Origin of the sequence: Ochrobactrum sp. S1502_03, from assembly GCF_044435015.1 — a bacterium.
Classification (GTDB): Bacteria; Pseudomonadota; Alphaproteobacteria; order Rhizobiales; family Rhizobiaceae; genus Brucella; species Brucella chromiisoli.
In genome coordinates this window covers 205939-222122 of record NZ_JAYEXN010000004.1, presented here as the reverse complement: position 1 = coordinate 222122, position 16184 = coordinate 205939, and the positions used below count along the sequence as shown (strand labels likewise).

Sequence of the window (16184 nt, the reverse complement as noted above, 5' to 3'; positions counted from 1 at the left end):
ATGACCGCCGCTCTGCTCGACCGGCTTACCCATCATTGCGAGATCGTTGAAACGGGAAATGAATCGTGGCGTTTCAAAAACCGCTCTCAAAGCTAAAGCCGAAGAACGCTAACGATCCGCGCGCGCAGACCCTGCACTAAATTTAAAGTTACGGGCCCGCGCACGCTAAACCTTGCAACCTAAAGGAGGGGTACTTTTTGGACGCCGATAAGGGGTCCCGTTTAAACGCCGATTGACACGAGGAGATTGTTGATGACGATAGTTAGATTTACTGAACCGCAAATTCTTGCCATCCTGCGTCAGGCAGAAGGCGGTATGACGCCTACACAGAAACTGAAAATGGCTGCGTAAATTCTGCTGCCAAGCCCCGTTAAAAACGGGGGGATTACCGAGTGATTTGCTCGATCAAGCGAGAAAATATCAAAGCAATCTGGTGCTGCTCGCGGGATAAAAAGAAGTCGACGTTTCGATTCCATTCCGTTTTGTTAGAAGTCCCTTATTTGGTGGCCTTTTTGTTATTCATTTTCGACGCCGCATCTCTCAATGTCACCTATAAGTTACAAACTCAGATCATTGCAAATTTTTCTAACTTGACGTGAGTTGCAGGCAACTCGGGATATGGCTTTGCAAATTTCAGGTCGAAGTCGCATTCTTTTATGAAGTGGAACATAAAACAGAATATGCCGCGCACGTCATAAAATGGGGACTGATATGAAAATTCCGATGCCAGATGATGACCTGATTCCACAGCCTGAATTTGACGAGTTCGGCGACAAAATTGTGCGGCCTATAGAATCAGGCAGGTCGCCAGATGGTCGAACCACATATATTGAGAATCTTCACGAGTGGACAGCGTACGAGAAACAGCTTTCGCGGAATTGCGATGCTCGCATGCTTGAAAATGGCGAAATCACTTTGGAAGGTCTTCAGCGCAAGAATTGCATGTTTCACTCACTCGATTTTAGCAAAGTTCGAATCGTGGCTATCGGAAATCGCAGATACGAAGACATCGATTAAAAACAATAACCCCACGTCGGTTCTCCAAGTGTGGGGCTTCTTTCATCTCAGCTCGCAGTCAAGACAGAATTCTGAGGTCGGCCTCACAGCTACAATCCAGTGTGTGAGAAGGCCCACAGGCTGCTAGGGATAGATCAGTTATGTGACTGGTGAAATATCCACCTAAGACCATTATTTCCATCAGCGAGAAAATAAACAAGAAAGAGTTTCGGTGGCGGTTTTCGTGGCGGTAAAAACAAAGGCCGCCGAAGCGACCTGTAAACCATTGATTTCATTAAGAGAAATGGTGGGCGATGAGAGACTCGAACTCCCGACATCTTCGGTGTAAACGAAGCGCTCTACCAACTGAGCTAATCGCCCGACTGACTTGTCAGCCGCTGTGAGAGCCGTTTAGGCTGTTCGTTTGAAGAGTGCAAGCGTAAAAATTACAAAAATGCATTTTTTTATTTGTTCGGCTAAAAACGTCGCGCTCGCTGGGGATAACTCACATAGGCCCTCTCTATCGAACTGTAAGTGGACGTGAGATTCATTCGTTTGAGCTCGCCGTGTGATTCCATTTTCCATTTAATTTGAATGCTTTCCGGTGAAATATGCAGAAGGGTGGATAAAAGCAGATCACTATAAAGGCCCGCAAAAGGGCGGCTTTTAAAATAAATTTGAAATTCTTGTTTTTTCTTCAGATCACTCGCTTGACAGTGGTGAGAGAACCCCTTAAACGACCGCTCACACCGAACGGAAACGTCGGTGACTGACCAGCCAAATGGCTGAAAATGAAATGCGCGGGTGTAGCTCAGTTGGTTAGAGTGCCGGCCTGTCACGCCGGAGGTCGCGGGTTCGAGCCCCGTCACTCGCGCCATCTTCATTCAAGAATTAGCCAATGAATCTTGTGAAAATGGCGCTCTTCGCGTTTCGCCTTGTTTCCCCAGAATATCATTAATTCAAGATGCGCCCTTGAGTTTGTTGATGCAAATCATTGCGGTGCTCTTTGCGCGCATGAACCAGCTTATCGACATCATTAATGGTTCCGGGCTGAACTATTTCGCTTTGCGCTTCCAGGACAGATAGGCGACAGAGAAAATCCCGGCCAAAATGACCAGGACGTCGCCGCTCGTGAGCAAATATGCGCTCAAACCTCCATCCTTTCCTTGTGCCTCACTTTTATGTCGAGGGGTGAGGTGTTTTGCGCTGCCGCTCTGTTGAACTCAGATCCCGGTTGGCGGTGCGCACTGCGATTGCGTTCAAGAGGAATTCTAAAAGCCGGTAACGGATTGCTGAAGGCAAGCAGGACTACAGATTAAAGTGCCACTGCTTTTTCATTTTACGAATCGCCCTTCTGGCGATGCGAAATTTCTGTCAGCCGCGACATGTCACCAGAAGGAAAGGGAAGGGGTGTTTTGCACTTTATATATAAGTGCAATTTCTGAGCTCTCTATATCAAGCATGGTCAGCCGGTTTGCTGAATGGTTGAGAGGCGATTCTGAGCGCAATCCAAGCTCGGTCTTGATCGAACGAAGTCCAGCTTCGATTCTGTCTGCCGCATCTGGGTCGATTGATTCTGCGCGCTTAATAATGGCGAAAGATAGGTCCGCAGCTTTTGCTCACGAAATTATGATATTTTCATGCTATATAGGGTTTGGGTGCGTATTCAGGCTTGATGCTGTCGCTTATTAAGCGTCTGGAACACACTATACCCGTCTGTTCGCGTTGGAGGGGTTGCGCTTGCGTGCATGCTGCGCTAACCGTCCGGCCAAATACTTAAGTTCGCACGGCATGCCCTTTGAAGCTGCTTGAGGCGACGAGGTCGCAAGAGATGCAATGTGTCGCATGGTGGTAAGCTCTAAAAAGCTTATTACAGGCGGCGCAGCCTCGTATTCAAGCCGGATAAGGATCATGAACGAGCTTTTAAGTTCCTATTTGCCGATTGTCATCTTTCTCGGCATTGCAATGGTAATCGGTGTAGCCCTTCTGGTTGCGCCGTTTCTAGTCGCGTACAGACAGCCCGACCCGGAAAAGCTTTCAGCTTACGAGTGCGGGTTTAATGCCTTTGATGACGCTCGCATGAAATTCGACATCCGTTTCTATCTGGTGTCGATTCTCTTCATTATCTTCGACCTTGAAGTCGCTTTCCTGTTCCCGTGGGCTGTGTCCTTCGGTGCAATTGGATGGTTTGGTTTCCTGTCGATGATGCTCTTCCTTGGTGTTTTGACCATCGGCTTCATCTATGAATGGAAGAAGGGAGCGCTGGAATGGGATTGACCGGCACAAACCAGGCATCGGGTTCGACGCTCATTGCCCCGCAGCCAAAGGGTATTCTCGACCCGCGCACGGGCAAGCCTGTTGGCTCCGACGATGCGTTTTTCAATGATCTGAACAGCGAACTGTCCGACAAGGGCTTCATCGTCACATCTGCTGACGCTCTGATCACCTGGGCGCGCACAGGTTCGTTGATGTGGATGACCTTTGGTCTCGCATGCTGTGCTGTGGAAATGATGCATATTTCCATGCCGCGCTATGATGCCGAGCGTTTTGGTATCGCGCCGCGCGCATCTCCGCGTCAGTCAGACGTGATGATCGTTGCTGGTACGCTGACCAATAAGATGGCTCCGGCTCTGCGCAAGGTCTACGATCAGATGCCTGAGCCGCGCTATGTTATTTCGATGGGTTCATGCGCGAATGGCGGCGGCTATTACCACTACTCTTATTCTGTAGTGCGTGGCTGTGACCGCGTTGTGCCGGTCGATATTTATGTTCCCGGTTGCCCGCCAACCGCTGAGGCTCTGCTTTACGGCATTCTCATGCTGCAAAAGAAGATCCGCCGCACGGGTACGATCGAGCGCTGATCGGGCCTTTCCGGTTCGAGCAGTGCAAGAGGTTTATTGGAGCCCGGTCTGTTTTCCCAAGGGTGGACAGGGTTCTGAAAGAGGAAGTTAGAGATATGAGCGAAGAAGCTCTTAATGAACTTTCCGGCTATATCAAGGAACGTCTCGGCGATGCGATCGAAGAGGCGAAGCTGGCCTATGGTGAGCTGACGCTTGCTGTTCCGGTCAGGAGCCTGATCAGCGTTCTGACGTTCCTGCGCGATGACGTGCAGTGCCAGTTTGTGAACCTGACGGATATTTCCGGTGTAGACTATCCGCAGCGCGCACAGCGCTTCGATGTTGTCTATCAGCTCATGTCTCCACGCCAGAACCTTCGTATTCGCGTCAAGGTTCAGGCCGATGAAGACACGCTGGTTCCGTCTGCTGTCGGCGTTTATGTCGGTGCTGAGTGGTTCGAACGTGAAACCTACGACATGTATGGAGTTCTGTTCTCCGGCCATCCTGATCTGCGTCGTCTTCTGACTGACTACGGTTTTGAAGGTCATCCGCTGCGCAAGGATTTCCCGACGACTGGTTTTGTTGAGGTTCGCTACAGCGACGAAGCAAAGCGCGTTATCTATGAGCCTGTTGTGCTGCGACAGGAATTCCGCAATTTCGACTTTCTCTCGCCATGGGAAGGGACCGATTACGTCCTGCCGGGCGATGAGAAAGCCAAGACGAACTGAGCGACAGGAAGCTGAACATGGCTGAGACTCAGGTCCGCAATTTTAATATTAACTTTGGTCCGCAGCATCCCGCTGCGCACGGTGTTTTGCGTCTTGTTCTTGAACTCGACGGCGAAGTCGTGGAACGCGTCGATCCGCATATCGGTCTGCTGCATCGCGGCACCGAAAAGCTGATGGAAACGAAGACCTATCTTCAGGCTGTGCCTTATCTCGACCGCCTCGACTACGTGGCGCCGATGAATCAGGAACATGCCTATGCTCTGGCTGTTGAGCGTCTGCTTGGCATTACAGTGCCGAAGCGTGGCCAGCTGATCCGCGTGCTTTTCTCGGAAATCGGCCGTATCCTCAACCACCTTCTCAACGTGACCACACAGGCTATGGACGTTGGCGCGCTGACGCCGCCGCTCTGGGGCTTTGAAGAACGCGAAAAGCTGATGGTGTTCTACGAACGCGCTTGCGGCGCTCGTATGCACGCAGCTTATTTCCGTCCGGGTGGCGTTCATCAGGATCTGCCGGATCAGCTGATTGAAGACATTGGTAAATGGATCGATCCGTTCCTGACGACAACGCTCAAGAACCTCGATGATCTGATCACGCCAAACCGCATTTTCAAGCAGCGTAACGTCGATATCGGTGTTGTTTCGCTCGAAGATGCATGGGCATGGGGCTTCTCCGGCGTCATGGTTCGCGGTTCGGGTGCAGCATGGGATCTGCGCAAGTCGCAGCCTTATGAATGCTACAACGAAATGGAATTCGATATTCCAATCGGCAAGAACGGTGACTGCTATGACCGTTACCTGATCCGTATGGAAGAAATGCGCCAGTCGGCTCGCATCATGCGCCAGTGCGTTGATCTTCTGCTCGGCAAGGAACGTGTCGGTCCTGTTTCAAGCACTGATAACAAGATCGTGCCGCCAAAGCGCGGCGAGATGAAGCGCTCAATGGAAGCGCTCATCCATCACTTCAAGCTTTACACGGAAGGCTACCATGTGCCTGCCGGTGAAGTTTACGCAGCCGTTGAAGCGCCGAAGGGTGAATTTGGCGTCTTCCTCGTATCGGATGGCTCCAACAAGCCTTACCGCTGCAAGCTGCGCGCGCCGGGCTTTGCCCATCTTCAGGCTATGGATTTCCTGTGCCGCGGCCACATGCTGGCTGACGTGTCGGCAATTCTTGGCTCGCTCGATATCGTGTTTGGTGAGGTTGACCGCTGATGTCCGTTCGCCGTCTCGCAGATGATGCCGTCCAGCCGGCTGGTTTCGCTTTCAACGCGGAAAATCAGGCCTGGGCGCACAAGACGATCGCAAAATATCCGGAAGGCCGTCAGCAGTCGGCTGTTATTCCGCTGCTCATGCGTGCGCAGGAGCAGGAAGGCTGGGTTACGAAAGCCGCTATCGAACATGTCGCCGATATGCTTGATATGCCGCTGATCCGCGTTCTTGAAGTTGCAACCTTCTATACGCAGTTCCAGCTCAAGCCGGTTGGCACACGCGCGCATATTCAGGTTTGCGGCACCACGCCATGCATGTTGCGTGGCTCGGAAGCATTGATGGATGTCTGCCGTCATAAGATCCACCACGATCCTTTCGAGCTCAATGCCGATGGTACACTGTCGTGGGAAGAAGTTGAATGTCAGGGTGCTTGCGTCAATGCGCCGATGGTCATGATCTTCAAGGATGCCTATGAAGACCTGACGCCGGAACGCCTTGCTGAAATCATCGATGCATTTGAAGCAGGCAAGGGCGACACTGTTACGCCGGGTCCACAGGATGGCCGTATCACGTCTGAACCTATGGGCGGACTGACGGCTCTGACCGAAGATCTGGACTACAAAAAAGTTGGTCTGGAAACCCGTAAGGCATCGGACGCAGCCGTTGCCAAAGCCAAGGCAGAAGCTGAAGCCAAGGCTAAGGCCGAAGCTGAAGCCGCAACCAAAGACGGAAGCAGGTGAGACATGCTGGCTGATAAAGATCGCATCTTCACCAATATCTATGGCTTCAAAGATATGTCGCTCAAGGGCGCCATGTCGCGCGGTCATTGGGATAATACCAAGGGCTTCATCGAGAAGGGCCGTGACTGGATCATCAACGAAATGAAGGCGTCCGGCCTTCGTGGACGTGGTGGCGCGGGCTTCCCGACTGGCCTGAAATGGTCGTTTATGCCGAAGGAAGTGACGGATCGTCCGCATTACCTCGTCGTGAATGCTGACGAATCAGAGCCGGGCACCTGTAAGGACCGCGAAATTCTGCGCCACGATCCGCATACGTTGATCGAAGGCTGTGTGATCGCCGGTTGTGCCATGAACGCCCACACCGCATACATCTATCTGCGCGGCGAATTCATGCGTGAGCGTGAAGCGCTACAGGCAGCGATTGATGAGTGCTATGACGCTGGCCTTCTCGGCAAGAACAATAAGTGCGGCTGGGATATGGATATTTTCCTCCATCACGGTGCCGGTGCTTATATCTGCGGCGAAGAAACCGCTCTGCTTGAAAGCCTGGAAGGTAAGAAGGGCCAGCCACGTCTGAAGCCGCCTTTCCCTGCCAATATGGGTCTTTATGGCTGCCCGACGACGGTTAACAACGTTGAATCGATTGCGGTCGCCCCGACGATCCTCCGTCGCGGTGGTGCATGGTTCTCCTCGATTGGTCGTCCAAACAATGTCGGCACCAAGCTGTTCCAGATTTCTGGTCACGTGAACACCCCTTGCACCGTTGAAGAAAGCCTCGGCATCACCTTCCGCGAGCTGATCGAAAAGCACGCTGGCGGCATTCGCGGTGGCTGGGATAATCTGCTTGCAGTTATTCCCGGCGGTGCATCGTGCCCTGTCGTTAAGGGTGAAGACATGATGGATGCCATCATGGACTTCGATGGTATGCGCGAGCTCAAATCTTCTTTCGGCACGGGTGGCGTGATCGTCATGGACAAGTCCACTGACATCATCAAGGCAATTGCCCGTCTTTCAGCTTTCTTCAAGCATGAGAGCTGCGGCCAGTGCACGCCTTGCCGTGAAGGTACGGGCTGGATGTGGCGTGTCATGGAGCGCATGGTCAAGGGTAACGCGCAGAAGCGCGAAATCGACATGCTTCTCGACGTAACCAAGCAGATTGAAGGTCATACGATCTGTGCGCTTGGTGATGCCGCTGCATGGCCTATTCAAGGTCTGATCCGCAATTTCCGTCCGGAAATTGAAAAGCGCATTGACGATTATACACGCAACGCTGTTCAGAGCCGCAACATCCGCCTCGAAGCGGCTGAGTAAGCGGAAGAATACGTTGTATGTCCGCCCGGGAAGGGCGGACTTTAGAGTTTGACATCTGGAAGATGCGGCAAGAGCCGCAGGTTTGGATAAGCGATGGCAAATATTAAGGTTGACGGCACAGAGATCGAAGTACCCGATCACTATACGCTCCTTCAGGCTGCCGAAGCCGCGGGGGCTGAAGTCCCGCGTTTTTGTTTCCACGAACGGCTTTCCATCGCCGGAAACTGCCGCATGTGCCTTGTTGAAGTGAAGGGTGGACCGCCAAAGCCGGCAGCGTCCTGCGCTATGGGCGTGCGCGATCTGCGTCCCGGCCCGAATGGCGAAGCACCGGAAATTTTCACCAACACGCCTATGGTCAAAAAGGCCCGCGAAGGCGTGATGGAATTCTTGCTCATCAACCATCCGCTCGATTGCCCGATTTGCGATCAGGCAGGTGAGTGCGATCTGCAGGATCAGGCAATGGCGTTTGGTACCGATGGCTCGCGCTATCGCGAAAACAAGCGTGCGGTTGAGAACAAGTATATTGGTCCACTGGTCAAGACCGTGATGACGCGCTGCATTCACTGCACGCGTTGCGTTCGCTTCACGACCGAAGTGGCTGGCATTTCTGAACTCGGCCTGATCGGTCGTGGTGAAGATGCTGAAATCACCACCTATCTTGAACGCGCCATGACTTCGGAGCTTCAGGGCAATGTTATTGACCTTTGCCCGGTTGGTGCGCTGACTTCGCGTCCATATGAATTCCAGGCTCGTCCGTGGGAACTCAACAAGACTGAAACCATCGATGTGATGGATGCGGTCGGTTCGAACATCCGCGTTGATACGCGTGGCCGTGAAGTGATGCGCATCATGCCGCGCGTGAATGAAGCGGTGAACGAAGAGTGGATTTCCGACAAGACCCGCTTCATTTGGGATGGTCTGCGCACCCAGCGCCTTGATCGCCCCTATGTTCGCAAGGATGGCCGTCTGGTCGCAGCGTCATGGCCTGAAGCTTTTGCAGCAATCGCTGCGAAGGTCTCGGCAACCTCTGCTGATAAAATCGGTGCAGTCGCTGGCGATCTGGCTTCGGTTGAAGAACTCTACGCTCTGAAAAGCCTCATCGCATCGCTCGGCTCGATCAATATTGACAGCCGTCAGGATGGCGTAGCACTCAACCCGGCTCTGGGACGTGCAAGCTATCTCTTTAACACAACGATCGAAGGCATTGAAAATGCTGACGCTCTTCTGATCATCGGCTCCAACCCACGTGTTGAAGCTGCTGTTCTGAATGCGCGCATTCGCAAGCGCCAGCGTATGGGCCATTTCCCGATCGCTCTGATCGGCGAACAGGCTGAGCTGCGTTACGATTATGAATATCTGGGCGCAGGCGCAGACACACTTTCCGCAGTTGCTTCCGGCAAAAACGCATTCCGTGACGTGCTGGTAAAGGCTGAACGCCCGCTGATCATCATCGGTCAGGGTGCGCTTACCGGCGAAAACGGTGCTGCTGTTCTGGCAGCCGCTGCGAAGCTTGCGCAGGATGTTGGTGCAATCAGCGCTGAGTGGAACGGCTTCTCTGTTCTTCATACTGCCTCTTCGCGCGTTGGTGCTCTTGATCTCGGTATCGTTCCGGGTGAGGGCGGCAAGGCAGCAACTGATATGCTCGGCAATCTTGATGTTGTGTTCCTGCTTGGTGCAGACGAACTCGACATGACGGCTAAGGGCTCGAGCTTCATCGTTTATATTGGTACACATGGCGATGCCGGTGCACATGCTGCTGACGTTATCCTTCCCGGTGCAGCCTATACCGAAAAATCGGGTACATGGCTCAACACCGAAGGCCGCGTGCAGCTTGGCAATCGTGCAGGCTTTGCTCCGGGCGAAGCCAAGGAAGACTGGGCAATTCTGCGCGCTCTTTCCGACACGCTCGGCAAGCGTCTGCCGTTTGACAGCCTCGCACAGCTTCGCGCCAAGCTCTATGCCGACTTCCCGCATATGATGGCAATCGACACGATTGCTCCTGCGAATGCAGACGACCTGTCGGCACTTGCAGCAAAAGCAACTACCCTTTCTGGCGGCGCTGCTTTTGTTTCGCCGATCAAGGATTTCTATCTGACGAACCCAATCGCGCGTGCTTCCGCCGTCATGGCCGAGTGCTCGGCGCTTGCGGCCGGCAGCTTCCAACAGGCAGCTGAGTAAGCGAGAGAGAGACGGAATAATGGACGGAATTTTTGCAGCTTACGTCTTGCCCGCGCTGATTATAGCGCTGAAGTCGGTCGTTCTGCTTGTCGTATTGCTGATCGTCGTGGCTTACCTGCTTTATGCAGACCGTAAGATCTGGGCAGCTGTACAGCTTCGCCGTGGTCCAAACGTTGTTGGTCCATGGGGTCTGTTTCAGGCTTTCGCCGATCTTTTGAAGTTCGTCTTCAAGGAACCGATCATTCCTTCGGGCGCAAACAAGGGTGTGTTTCTTCTTGCACCGTTTGTTTCAGCGGTTCTGGCAATGGCAACCTGGGCGGTCATCCCGGTCAATGAAGGCTGGGCGATTGCTAACATCAATGTCGGCATTCTCTATATCTTCGCCATTTCTTCGCTTGAAGTTTATGGTGTGATCATGGGCGGCTGGGCCTCCAACTCGAAGTACCCTTTTTTGGGCGCGCTTCGTTCGGCAGCTCAGATGGTCTCTTATGAAGTGTCGATCGGTTTCGTAATTGTTACTGTTCTTCTGACGGCTGGCTCGCTTAACCTGACGGATATCGTGCTGTCGCAGAATACGGGTCTGGGTACGTCGCTCGGTCTGCCTGCTTCGTTCCTGGACTGGAACTGGCTGGTCCTGTTCCCGATGTTCGTGATCTTCTTTATTTCAGCGCTTGCTGAAACGAACCGCCCGCCATTCGATCTTGTCGAAGCTGAATCCGAACTCGTGGCCGGTCACATGATCGAATATTCGTCCACGCCGTTCCTTCTGTTCTTCCTGGGCGAGTATGTGGCAATCACGCTGATGTGCGCCCTGATGACCACACTCTTCCTCGGTGGCTGGTTGCCTCCGGTTGACGTATGGTTCCTCAACTGGGTTCCGGGCATCATCTGGTTCATGCTCAAGCTCTGCTTCTGCTTCTTCATGTTCGCCATGGTGAAGGCTTTCGTACCGCGTTACCGCTACGACCAGCTGATGCGTCTGGGCTGGAAAGTGTTCCTGCCGATTTCGTTGGCAATGGTTGTGCTGACCGCGACCGTCATCAAAGTCTTCGGTCTGGTGTAAGGAGAAAGACAAATGGCTTCATTCGCACAGGCCGCGAAATCCCTCCTTCTCAAGGAGTTCGTCGGTGCTTTCTTCCTCTCCATGCGTCAGTTCTTTGCGCCGAAGGCAACACTGAACTACCCGCATGAAAAAGGTCCTGTTTCGCCGCGTTTTCGTGGCGAGCATGCGCTGCGCCGTTATCCCAACGGCGAAGAACGCTGCATTGCCTGCAAGCTCTGCGAAGCGATCTGCCCGGCGCAGGCAATCACCATTGAAGCGGGTCCGCGCCGCAATGACGGCACGCGCCGCACAGTGCGTTACGACATCGACATGGTGAAGTGCATCTATTGCGGCTTCTGTCAGGAAGCTTGTCCGGTGGATGCAATCGTTGAAGGTCCGAACTTCGAGTTTGCGACCGAAACCCGCGAAGAGCTTTACTATGACAAGGACAAGCTCCTTGCCAATGGCGATCGCTGGGAACGCGAAATTGCGCGCAACATTGCGATGGATGCGCCATATCGCTGATTGGTTTTGCTGAAACCGTTGTTTCAGCATCCGGTTTGGAAAGCGGCAACAGGAAGGGGCGGCCCGTCTTGTTGCTGGAATTTAAGTTTCGCGATTATTCGCGGCAAACAAAGACTAAAGCGGATGAAGCAATAGGGCTTTGTCCACGGAAAGGTGTTGGGGGATCCCCATGCTGACAGGTATTGCGGCAGCGTTCTTCTATCTGTTCGCCTTTATCATGATCGCAAGTGCGTTCATGGTGATTGCGGCACGCAACCCCGTGCATTCGGTGCTGTTTCTGATCCTCGCTTTCTTCAATGCGGCGGCGCTGTTCCTGCTGACGGGGGCCGAGTTCCTCGCCATGATCCTGCTCGTCGTTTATGTCGGTGCTGTGGCGGTTCTCTTCCTCTTCGTCGTCATGATGCTGGATGTTGACTTCTCCGAATTGAAGCGCGGCGCACTGCAATATGCGCCGGTTGGCGCTCTGGTCGGTCTCATTTTGCTGGGCGAGCTGATTGTTGTATTTGCGGGTTCGGTGTTCTCACCAAAGCTGGGGCAGGGCGCGGTGCCGATCCCGGATATTGCTGAACGCACCAACACAGCAGCCCTCGGTGACATTCTTTACACCGACTACGTTTTCAACTTCCAGATTGCAGGATTGGTCCTTCTCGTTGCCATGATCGGTGCGATCGTTCTGACGCTGCGGCATAAGCCGAATGTTAAGCGCCAGTCGATCCCGGATCAGGTTGCTCGTACGCCTGAGACGGCGATCGAGATCAAGAAGGTCGAACCGGGCAAGGGCATCTGAGGAAAAGAATATGGAAATCGGTATTGCTCATTATCTGACCGTTTCGGCCATCCTGTTCACCCTTGGCGTTTTCGGTATTTTCTTAAACCGCAAGAACGTCATCGTTATCCTGATGTCTGTCGAATTGATCCTTCTTTCGGTCAATCTCAACTTCGTGGCGTTTTCATCTGTACTAGGCGATATGGTCGGACAGGTTTTCGCGCTTTTCGTTCTGACTGTTGCGGCTGCTGAAGCAGCTATCGGTCTGGCAATCCTCGTTGTTTTCTTCCGTAATCGCGGTTCTATCGCGGTGGAAGACGTCAATGTTATGAAAGGTTGACGGGCAAATGCTCTATAACGCGATCGTCTTCCTTCCGCTTATTGGCTTTCTTGTTGCTGGTCTCTTCGGCAACAAGATTGGTGCCAAAGCGAGTGAATACATCACTTCCGGCCTGATGGTGATCGTTGCGATCCTGTCTTGGGTCGTCTTTTTCAAGATCCCGCTCGGCGTCGATGCCGAAACGGTGCGTATCCCGGTTCTTCATTGGGTTACATCCGGTTCGTTGTCTTTTGACTGGGCTCTGCGTATTGATACGCTGACCGGCGTCATGCTCGTCGTGGTCAATTCGGTGTCAGCACTGGTGCATATCTATTCGATCGGATACATGCACCACGATCCACATCGTCCGCGCTTTTTTGCCTATCTGTCGCTTTTCACCTTTGCCATGCTCATGCTGGTAACGTCGGACAACCTGATCCAGATGTTCTTCGGCTGGGAAGGTGTGGGTCTCGCATCTTACCTTCTCATCGGTTTCTGGTTCCAGAAGCCTTCGGCAAATGCCGCTGCAATGAAGGCATTCGTGGTCAACCGCGTTGGTGACTTTGGCTTCCTTCTGGGTATCTTTGGACTGTTTGCGCTGTTCCAGTCGGTCGATTACAACACAATTTTCGCGGCTGCTGCGAACTATCTGCCAGCTGAAGGTTCAGCGGATGCTGGTGCTGTTGTTCTGAATTTCCTCGGCTATGAACTGCACAAGGAAACAGCACTCACCGTTGTCTGCCTGCTGCTTTTCATGGGCGCGATGGGTAAGTCGGCGCAGTTCCTGCTGCACACCTGGCTTCCTGACGCGATGGAAGGCCCGACACCTGTTTCCGCACTTATTCATGCGGCAACCATGGTGACCGCGGGCGTGTTCTTGGTTGCGCGTATGTCGCCAATCTTTGAACTCTCGCACACGGCTCTTCTGATCATCACGATCATCGGTGCAACGACGGCATTCTTTGCCGCAACCGTTGCGCTTGTGCAGAACGACATCAAGCGCGTTATCGCTTATTCGACCTGTTCGCAGCTTGGTTACATGTTTGCGGCTCTGGGTGTCGGCGCTTACGGTGCAGCTGTCTTCCACCTTTTCACGCACGCTTTCTTCAAAGCGCTTCTATTCCTTTGCGCAGGCTCGGTTATCCATGCCGTTTCTGACGAACAGGATATGCGTCGCATGGGTGGTCTGCGTAAGCTGATCCCGGTCACTTACTGGATGATGATGATCGGTACTGTTGCAATTACGGGTCTGGGTGTTCCGGGCACGATTATCGGTACGGCTGGCTTCTTCTCGAAAGACGCCATCATCGAGTCGGTCTTTGCATCGCACAGCCTTGCTTCCGGTTATGCCTTCACGCTTCTGGTGGTTGCAGCTCTGTTCACGAGCTTCTATTCATGGCGTCTGATTTTCATGACCTTCTTTGGCAAGCCACGCGCTTCCGCTGAAGTCATGCATCATGTGCATGAATCCCCACCTGTCATGCTTGTGCCACTGCTGATCCTTGCTGTTGGCGCGCTGTTTGCCGGTGTCGTTTTCAAGGAATATTTCTTCGGCCACGATTATGCCGAGTTCTGGAAGGGTGCGCTCTTCACACTGCCAGGCAACGAAATCCTGGAACATTATCATCATGTTCCGCTGTGGGTTAAGCTGTCGCCGTTCATCGCTATGCTGATCGGTTTGGTAACGGCATGGGTCTTCTATATCCGTGCGCCACACATTCCGAAGGCACTCGCAGAGCGTCACCGCGGTCTGTACCAGTTCCTTCTCAATAAGTGGTACTTCGACGAACTTTATGACTTCATTTTTGTCCGTCCTGCACGTTGGCTTGGCCGCTTCTTCTGGAAGGTTGGCGACGGCAAGATTATTGACGGGTATGGTCCTAATGGTGTCGCTGCACGTGTCCTTGATGTTACAGGTCGCGTTGTGAAGATGCAGTCGGGTTACCTTTATCACTACGCATTCGCGATGCTTATCGGCGTCGCCGCGCTCGTCACCTGGATGATGCTCGGGAGCTCTTTCTGATGACCGATTGGCCAATTCTTTCTACGGTCACATTCCTGCCGCTCGTCGGCGCCTTGTTGATCCTTCTCATCAAGGATGACAGCGAAGCCTCGCGTCGCAACATCAAGAATGTTGCGCTGCTAACCACGGTTTTCGTTTTCATTCTCTCTCTGGTTATCTGGGCCGGATTTGATAATTCAAATCCGGGCTTCCAGATGGTCGAACAGGTTGACTGGCTTGGTGGTGGCATTTCCTACCACATGGGCGTCGACGGTATTTCGATGCTGTTTGTCGTGCTGTCAGCTTTCCTTATGCCGTTCTGCGTGCTGGCAAGCTGGTTTGCGATCGAAAAGCGTGTCAAGGAATACATGATCGCGTTTCTTATTCTGGAAACGCTCATGATCGGCGTGTTCTGCGCGCTGGATCTGTTCCTTTTCTATGTATTCTTTGAAGCAAGCCTTATCCCGATGTTCATCATCATTGGTGTCTGGGGTGGCAAGCGCCGCGTTTATGCAAGCTTCAAGTTCTTCCTCTATACGCTGCTCGGCTCCGTGTTGATGCTGATCGCGATCATGGCAATGTACTGGCAGGCCGGTACACTCAATGTGGTCGAATTGCTGAAGTACGATTTTCCGGCAGGCATGCAGACGTGGTTATGGCTGGCATTCTTCGCGTCTTTCGCAGTGAAGATGCCAATGTGGCCGGTTCACACCTGGTTGCCGGATGCGCACGTTGAAGCGCCGACAGCAGGTTCGGTTATTCTGGCGGGTATTCTTCTGAAGCTTGGTGGCTACGGCTTCCTGCGCTTCTCGTTGCCGATGTTCCCGCTGGCATCCGCCGATTTCGCTCCGTTCATTTTTGCCCTGTCTGCGATTGCGATCATCTACACCTCGCTCGTCGCCTTGGTACAGGAAGACATCAAGAAACTGATCGCATATTCGTCGGTTGCGCACATGGGCTATGTCACCATGGGTATCTTTGCAGCCAACGAGCAGGGCGTGCAGGGTGCAATCTTCCAGATGCTCTCGCATGGCATCGTCGCGAGCGCGCTCTTCCTTTGCGTGGGCGTAATCTATGATCGCATGCATACCCGTGAAATTTCGGCTTTTGGCGGTCTCGTCAACAATATGCCGAAATATGCCGTGGCCTTCCTCATCCTGACGATGGCGAATGTCGGTCTTCCGGGTACGTCTGGCTTTATCGGTGAATTTCTCACGCTGTTCGGTGTCTTCCGCGTCAATACGTGGGTAGCACTGTTCGCAACATCGGGTGTGATCCTGTCGGCAGCCTATGCGCTGTGGCTCTATCGCAACGTGGTGTTTGGTGCGCTGACAAAGGAAAGCCTCAAGGGCCTTCTCGACCTCAGCCCGCGTGAAAAGCTGATCCTGTATCCGCTTGTGATCCTTACCATTTTCTTCGGTGTGTATCCGGTGCCGGTCTTCGATGTGACCGCAAGCGCTGTGCATGCACTGGTTACTAATTATGACGCAGCGCTGGCAAATGCCGCTAGCGCTACGCTGGCGCAGTAAGTA

At 53.1% G+C, this 16184-nt stretch carries 15 protein-coding genes and 2 tRNA genes; 16 read left to right on the top strand and 1 reads right to left on the bottom strand.

Translation table 11 applies throughout. The features are described 5' to 3' along the window. The coding region (locus tag VBH83_RS05710; RefSeq protein ID WP_396996713.1) for an ATP-binding protein at positions 1–96 on the top strand (96 nt) is incomplete at its 5' end. Positions 97–711: 615 nt separating this feature from the next. Continuing rightward, positions 712–1017 (top strand): hypothetical protein, encoded by a 306-nt coding sequence (locus VBH83_RS05705; protein WP_396996698.1) that lies wholly within the window; start codon positions 712–714, stop codon positions 1015–1017. Between the two features lie 284 nt (positions 1018–1301). Here VBH83_RS05705 and VBH83_RS05700 read toward each other — a convergent pair. Continuing rightward, positions 1302–1377: transfer RNA gene (locus VBH83_RS05700), tRNA-Val, on the bottom strand. Positions 1378–1796: 419 nt separating this feature from the next. On the opposite strand from VBH83_RS05700, the gene VBH83_RS05695 reads away from it, so the two are divergent. The 14 genes from VBH83_RS05695 (at position 1797) to VBH83_RS05630 (ending at position 16181) form a co-directional block, all read left to right on the top strand. Beyond that, positions 1797–1873: transfer RNA gene (locus VBH83_RS05695), tRNA-Asp, on the top strand. Between the two features lie 1034 nt (positions 1874–2907). Next, the gene (locus VBH83_RS05690; protein ID WP_007874537.1) at positions 2908–3273 is read left to right on the top strand and encodes an NADH-quinone oxidoreductase subunit A; all 366 of its coding nucleotides are present in this window, start codon (positions 2908–2910) and stop codon (positions 3271–3273) included. After that, positions 3264–3857 (top strand): NADH-quinone oxidoreductase subunit B family protein, encoded by a 594-nt coding sequence (locus tag VBH83_RS05685; protein WP_024897475.1) that lies wholly within the window; start codon positions 3264–3266, stop codon positions 3855–3857. The genes VBH83_RS05690 and VBH83_RS05685 overlap by 10 nt, the downstream gene beginning before the upstream one ends. A 95-nt stretch (positions 3858–3952) precedes the next feature. Then, entirely contained in the window at positions 3953–4561 is a 609-nt protein-coding gene (locus VBH83_RS05680) for an NADH-quinone oxidoreductase subunit C (protein ID WP_265983541.1), read from the top strand. Between the two features lie 17 nt (positions 4562–4578). Further along, a complete protein-coding gene (locus tag VBH83_RS05675) occupies positions 4579–5772 on the top strand; it encodes an NADH-quinone oxidoreductase subunit D (RefSeq protein WP_265983543.1) in 1194 nt (397 codons plus the stop codon). After that, positions 5772–6509 (top strand): NADH-quinone oxidoreductase subunit NuoE, encoded by a 738-nt coding sequence (gene nuoE / locus VBH83_RS05670; protein ID WP_265983544.1) that lies wholly within the window; start codon positions 5772–5774, stop codon positions 6507–6509. Before VBH83_RS05675 ends, nuoE begins: the two co-directional genes overlap by 1 nt. Before the next feature lie 3 nt (positions 6510–6512). Then, positions 6513–7820 carry an NADH-quinone oxidoreductase subunit NuoF gene (gene nuoF / locus VBH83_RS05665; protein ID WP_265983545.1) on the top strand — a complete coding sequence of 436 codons (1308 nt, stop codon included), beginning with the start codon at positions 6513–6515 and terminating at the stop codon, positions 7818–7820. Positions 7821–7913: 93 nt separating this feature from the next. Then, positions 7914–9998 carry an NADH-quinone oxidoreductase subunit NuoG gene (nuoG, locus tag VBH83_RS05660; protein ID WP_396996694.1) on the top strand — a complete coding sequence of 695 codons (2085 nt, stop codon included), beginning with the start codon at positions 7914–7916 and terminating at the stop codon, positions 9996–9998. Between the two features lie 19 nt (positions 9999–10017). Then, entirely contained in the window at positions 10018–11061 is a 1044-nt protein-coding gene (gene nuoH / locus VBH83_RS05655) for an NADH-quinone oxidoreductase subunit NuoH (protein ID WP_265983548.1), read from the top strand. A 12-nt stretch (positions 11062–11073) separates the two neighbouring features. Next, positions 11074–11565: an NADH-quinone oxidoreductase subunit NuoI gene (gene nuoI, locus VBH83_RS05650; protein ID WP_007874549.1), complete on the top strand. Its 492-nt coding sequence runs from the start codon at positions 11074–11076 to the stop codon at positions 11563–11565. 169 nt (positions 11566–11734) lie between these two features. Continuing rightward, a complete protein-coding gene (locus tag VBH83_RS05645) occupies positions 11735–12352 on the top strand; it encodes an NADH-quinone oxidoreductase subunit J (protein WP_265983549.1) in 618 nt (205 codons plus the stop codon). A gap of 10 nt (positions 12353–12362) precedes the next feature. Then, positions 12363–12671, top strand: a complete 309-nt coding sequence (gene nuoK, locus VBH83_RS05640) for an NADH-quinone oxidoreductase subunit NuoK (RefSeq protein WP_140905091.1) — start codon at positions 12363–12365, stop codon at positions 12669–12671. Between the two features lie 7 nt (positions 12672–12678). Continuing rightward, on the top strand, positions 12679–14673 hold the full coding sequence (gene nuoL / locus VBH83_RS05635; RefSeq protein ID WP_265983552.1) for an NADH-quinone oxidoreductase subunit L: 1995 nt from the start codon (positions 12679–12681) through the stop codon (positions 14671–14673). Then, positions 14673–16181 (top strand): NADH-quinone oxidoreductase subunit M, encoded by a 1509-nt coding sequence (locus VBH83_RS05630; protein ID WP_265983553.1) that lies wholly within the window; start codon positions 14673–14675, stop codon positions 16179–16181. Before nuoL ends, VBH83_RS05630 begins: the two co-directional genes overlap by 1 nt. The last annotated feature ends 3 nt before the right edge of the window (positions 16182–16184 follow it).

Coding starts and splice junctions, on each gene's coding strand:
- VBH83_RS05705 (WP_396996698.1), top strand. CDS start 712: ATGAAAATTCCGATGCCAGATGATGACCTGATTCCACAGCCTGAATTT.
- VBH83_RS05690 (WP_007874537.1), top strand. CDS start 2,908: ATGAACGAGCTTTTAAGTTCCTATTTGCCGATTGTCATCTTTCTCGGC.
- VBH83_RS05685 (WP_024897475.1), top strand. CDS start 3,264: ATGGGATTGACCGGCACAAACCAGGCATCGGGTTCGACGCTCATTGCC.
- VBH83_RS05680 (WP_265983541.1), top strand. CDS start 3,953: ATGAGCGAAGAAGCTCTTAATGAACTTTCCGGCTATATCAAGGAACGT.
- VBH83_RS05675 (WP_265983543.1), top strand. CDS start 4,579: ATGGCTGAGACTCAGGTCCGCAATTTTAATATTAACTTTGGTCCGCAG.
- nuoE (WP_265983544.1), top strand. CDS start 5,772: ATGTCCGTTCGCCGTCTCGCAGATGATGCCGTCCAGCCGGCTGGTTTC.
- nuoF (WP_265983545.1), top strand. CDS start 6,513: ATGCTGGCTGATAAAGATCGCATCTTCACCAATATCTATGGCTTCAAA.
- nuoG (WP_396996694.1), top strand. CDS start 7,914: ATGGCAAATATTAAGGTTGACGGCACAGAGATCGAAGTACCCGATCAC.
- nuoH (WP_265983548.1), top strand. CDS start 10,018: ATGGACGGAATTTTTGCAGCTTACGTCTTGCCCGCGCTGATTATAGCG.
- nuoI (WP_007874549.1), top strand. CDS start 11,074: ATGGCTTCATTCGCACAGGCCGCGAAATCCCTCCTTCTCAAGGAGTTC.
- VBH83_RS05645 (WP_265983549.1), top strand. CDS start 11,735: ATGCTGACAGGTATTGCGGCAGCGTTCTTCTATCTGTTCGCCTTTATC.
- nuoK (WP_140905091.1), top strand. CDS start 12,363: ATGGAAATCGGTATTGCTCATTATCTGACCGTTTCGGCCATCCTGTTC.
- nuoL (WP_265983552.1), top strand. CDS start 12,679: ATGCTCTATAACGCGATCGTCTTCCTTCCGCTTATTGGCTTTCTTGTT.
- VBH83_RS05630 (WP_265983553.1), top strand. CDS start 14,673: ATGACCGATTGGCCAATTCTTTCTACGGTCACATTCCTGCCGCTCGTC.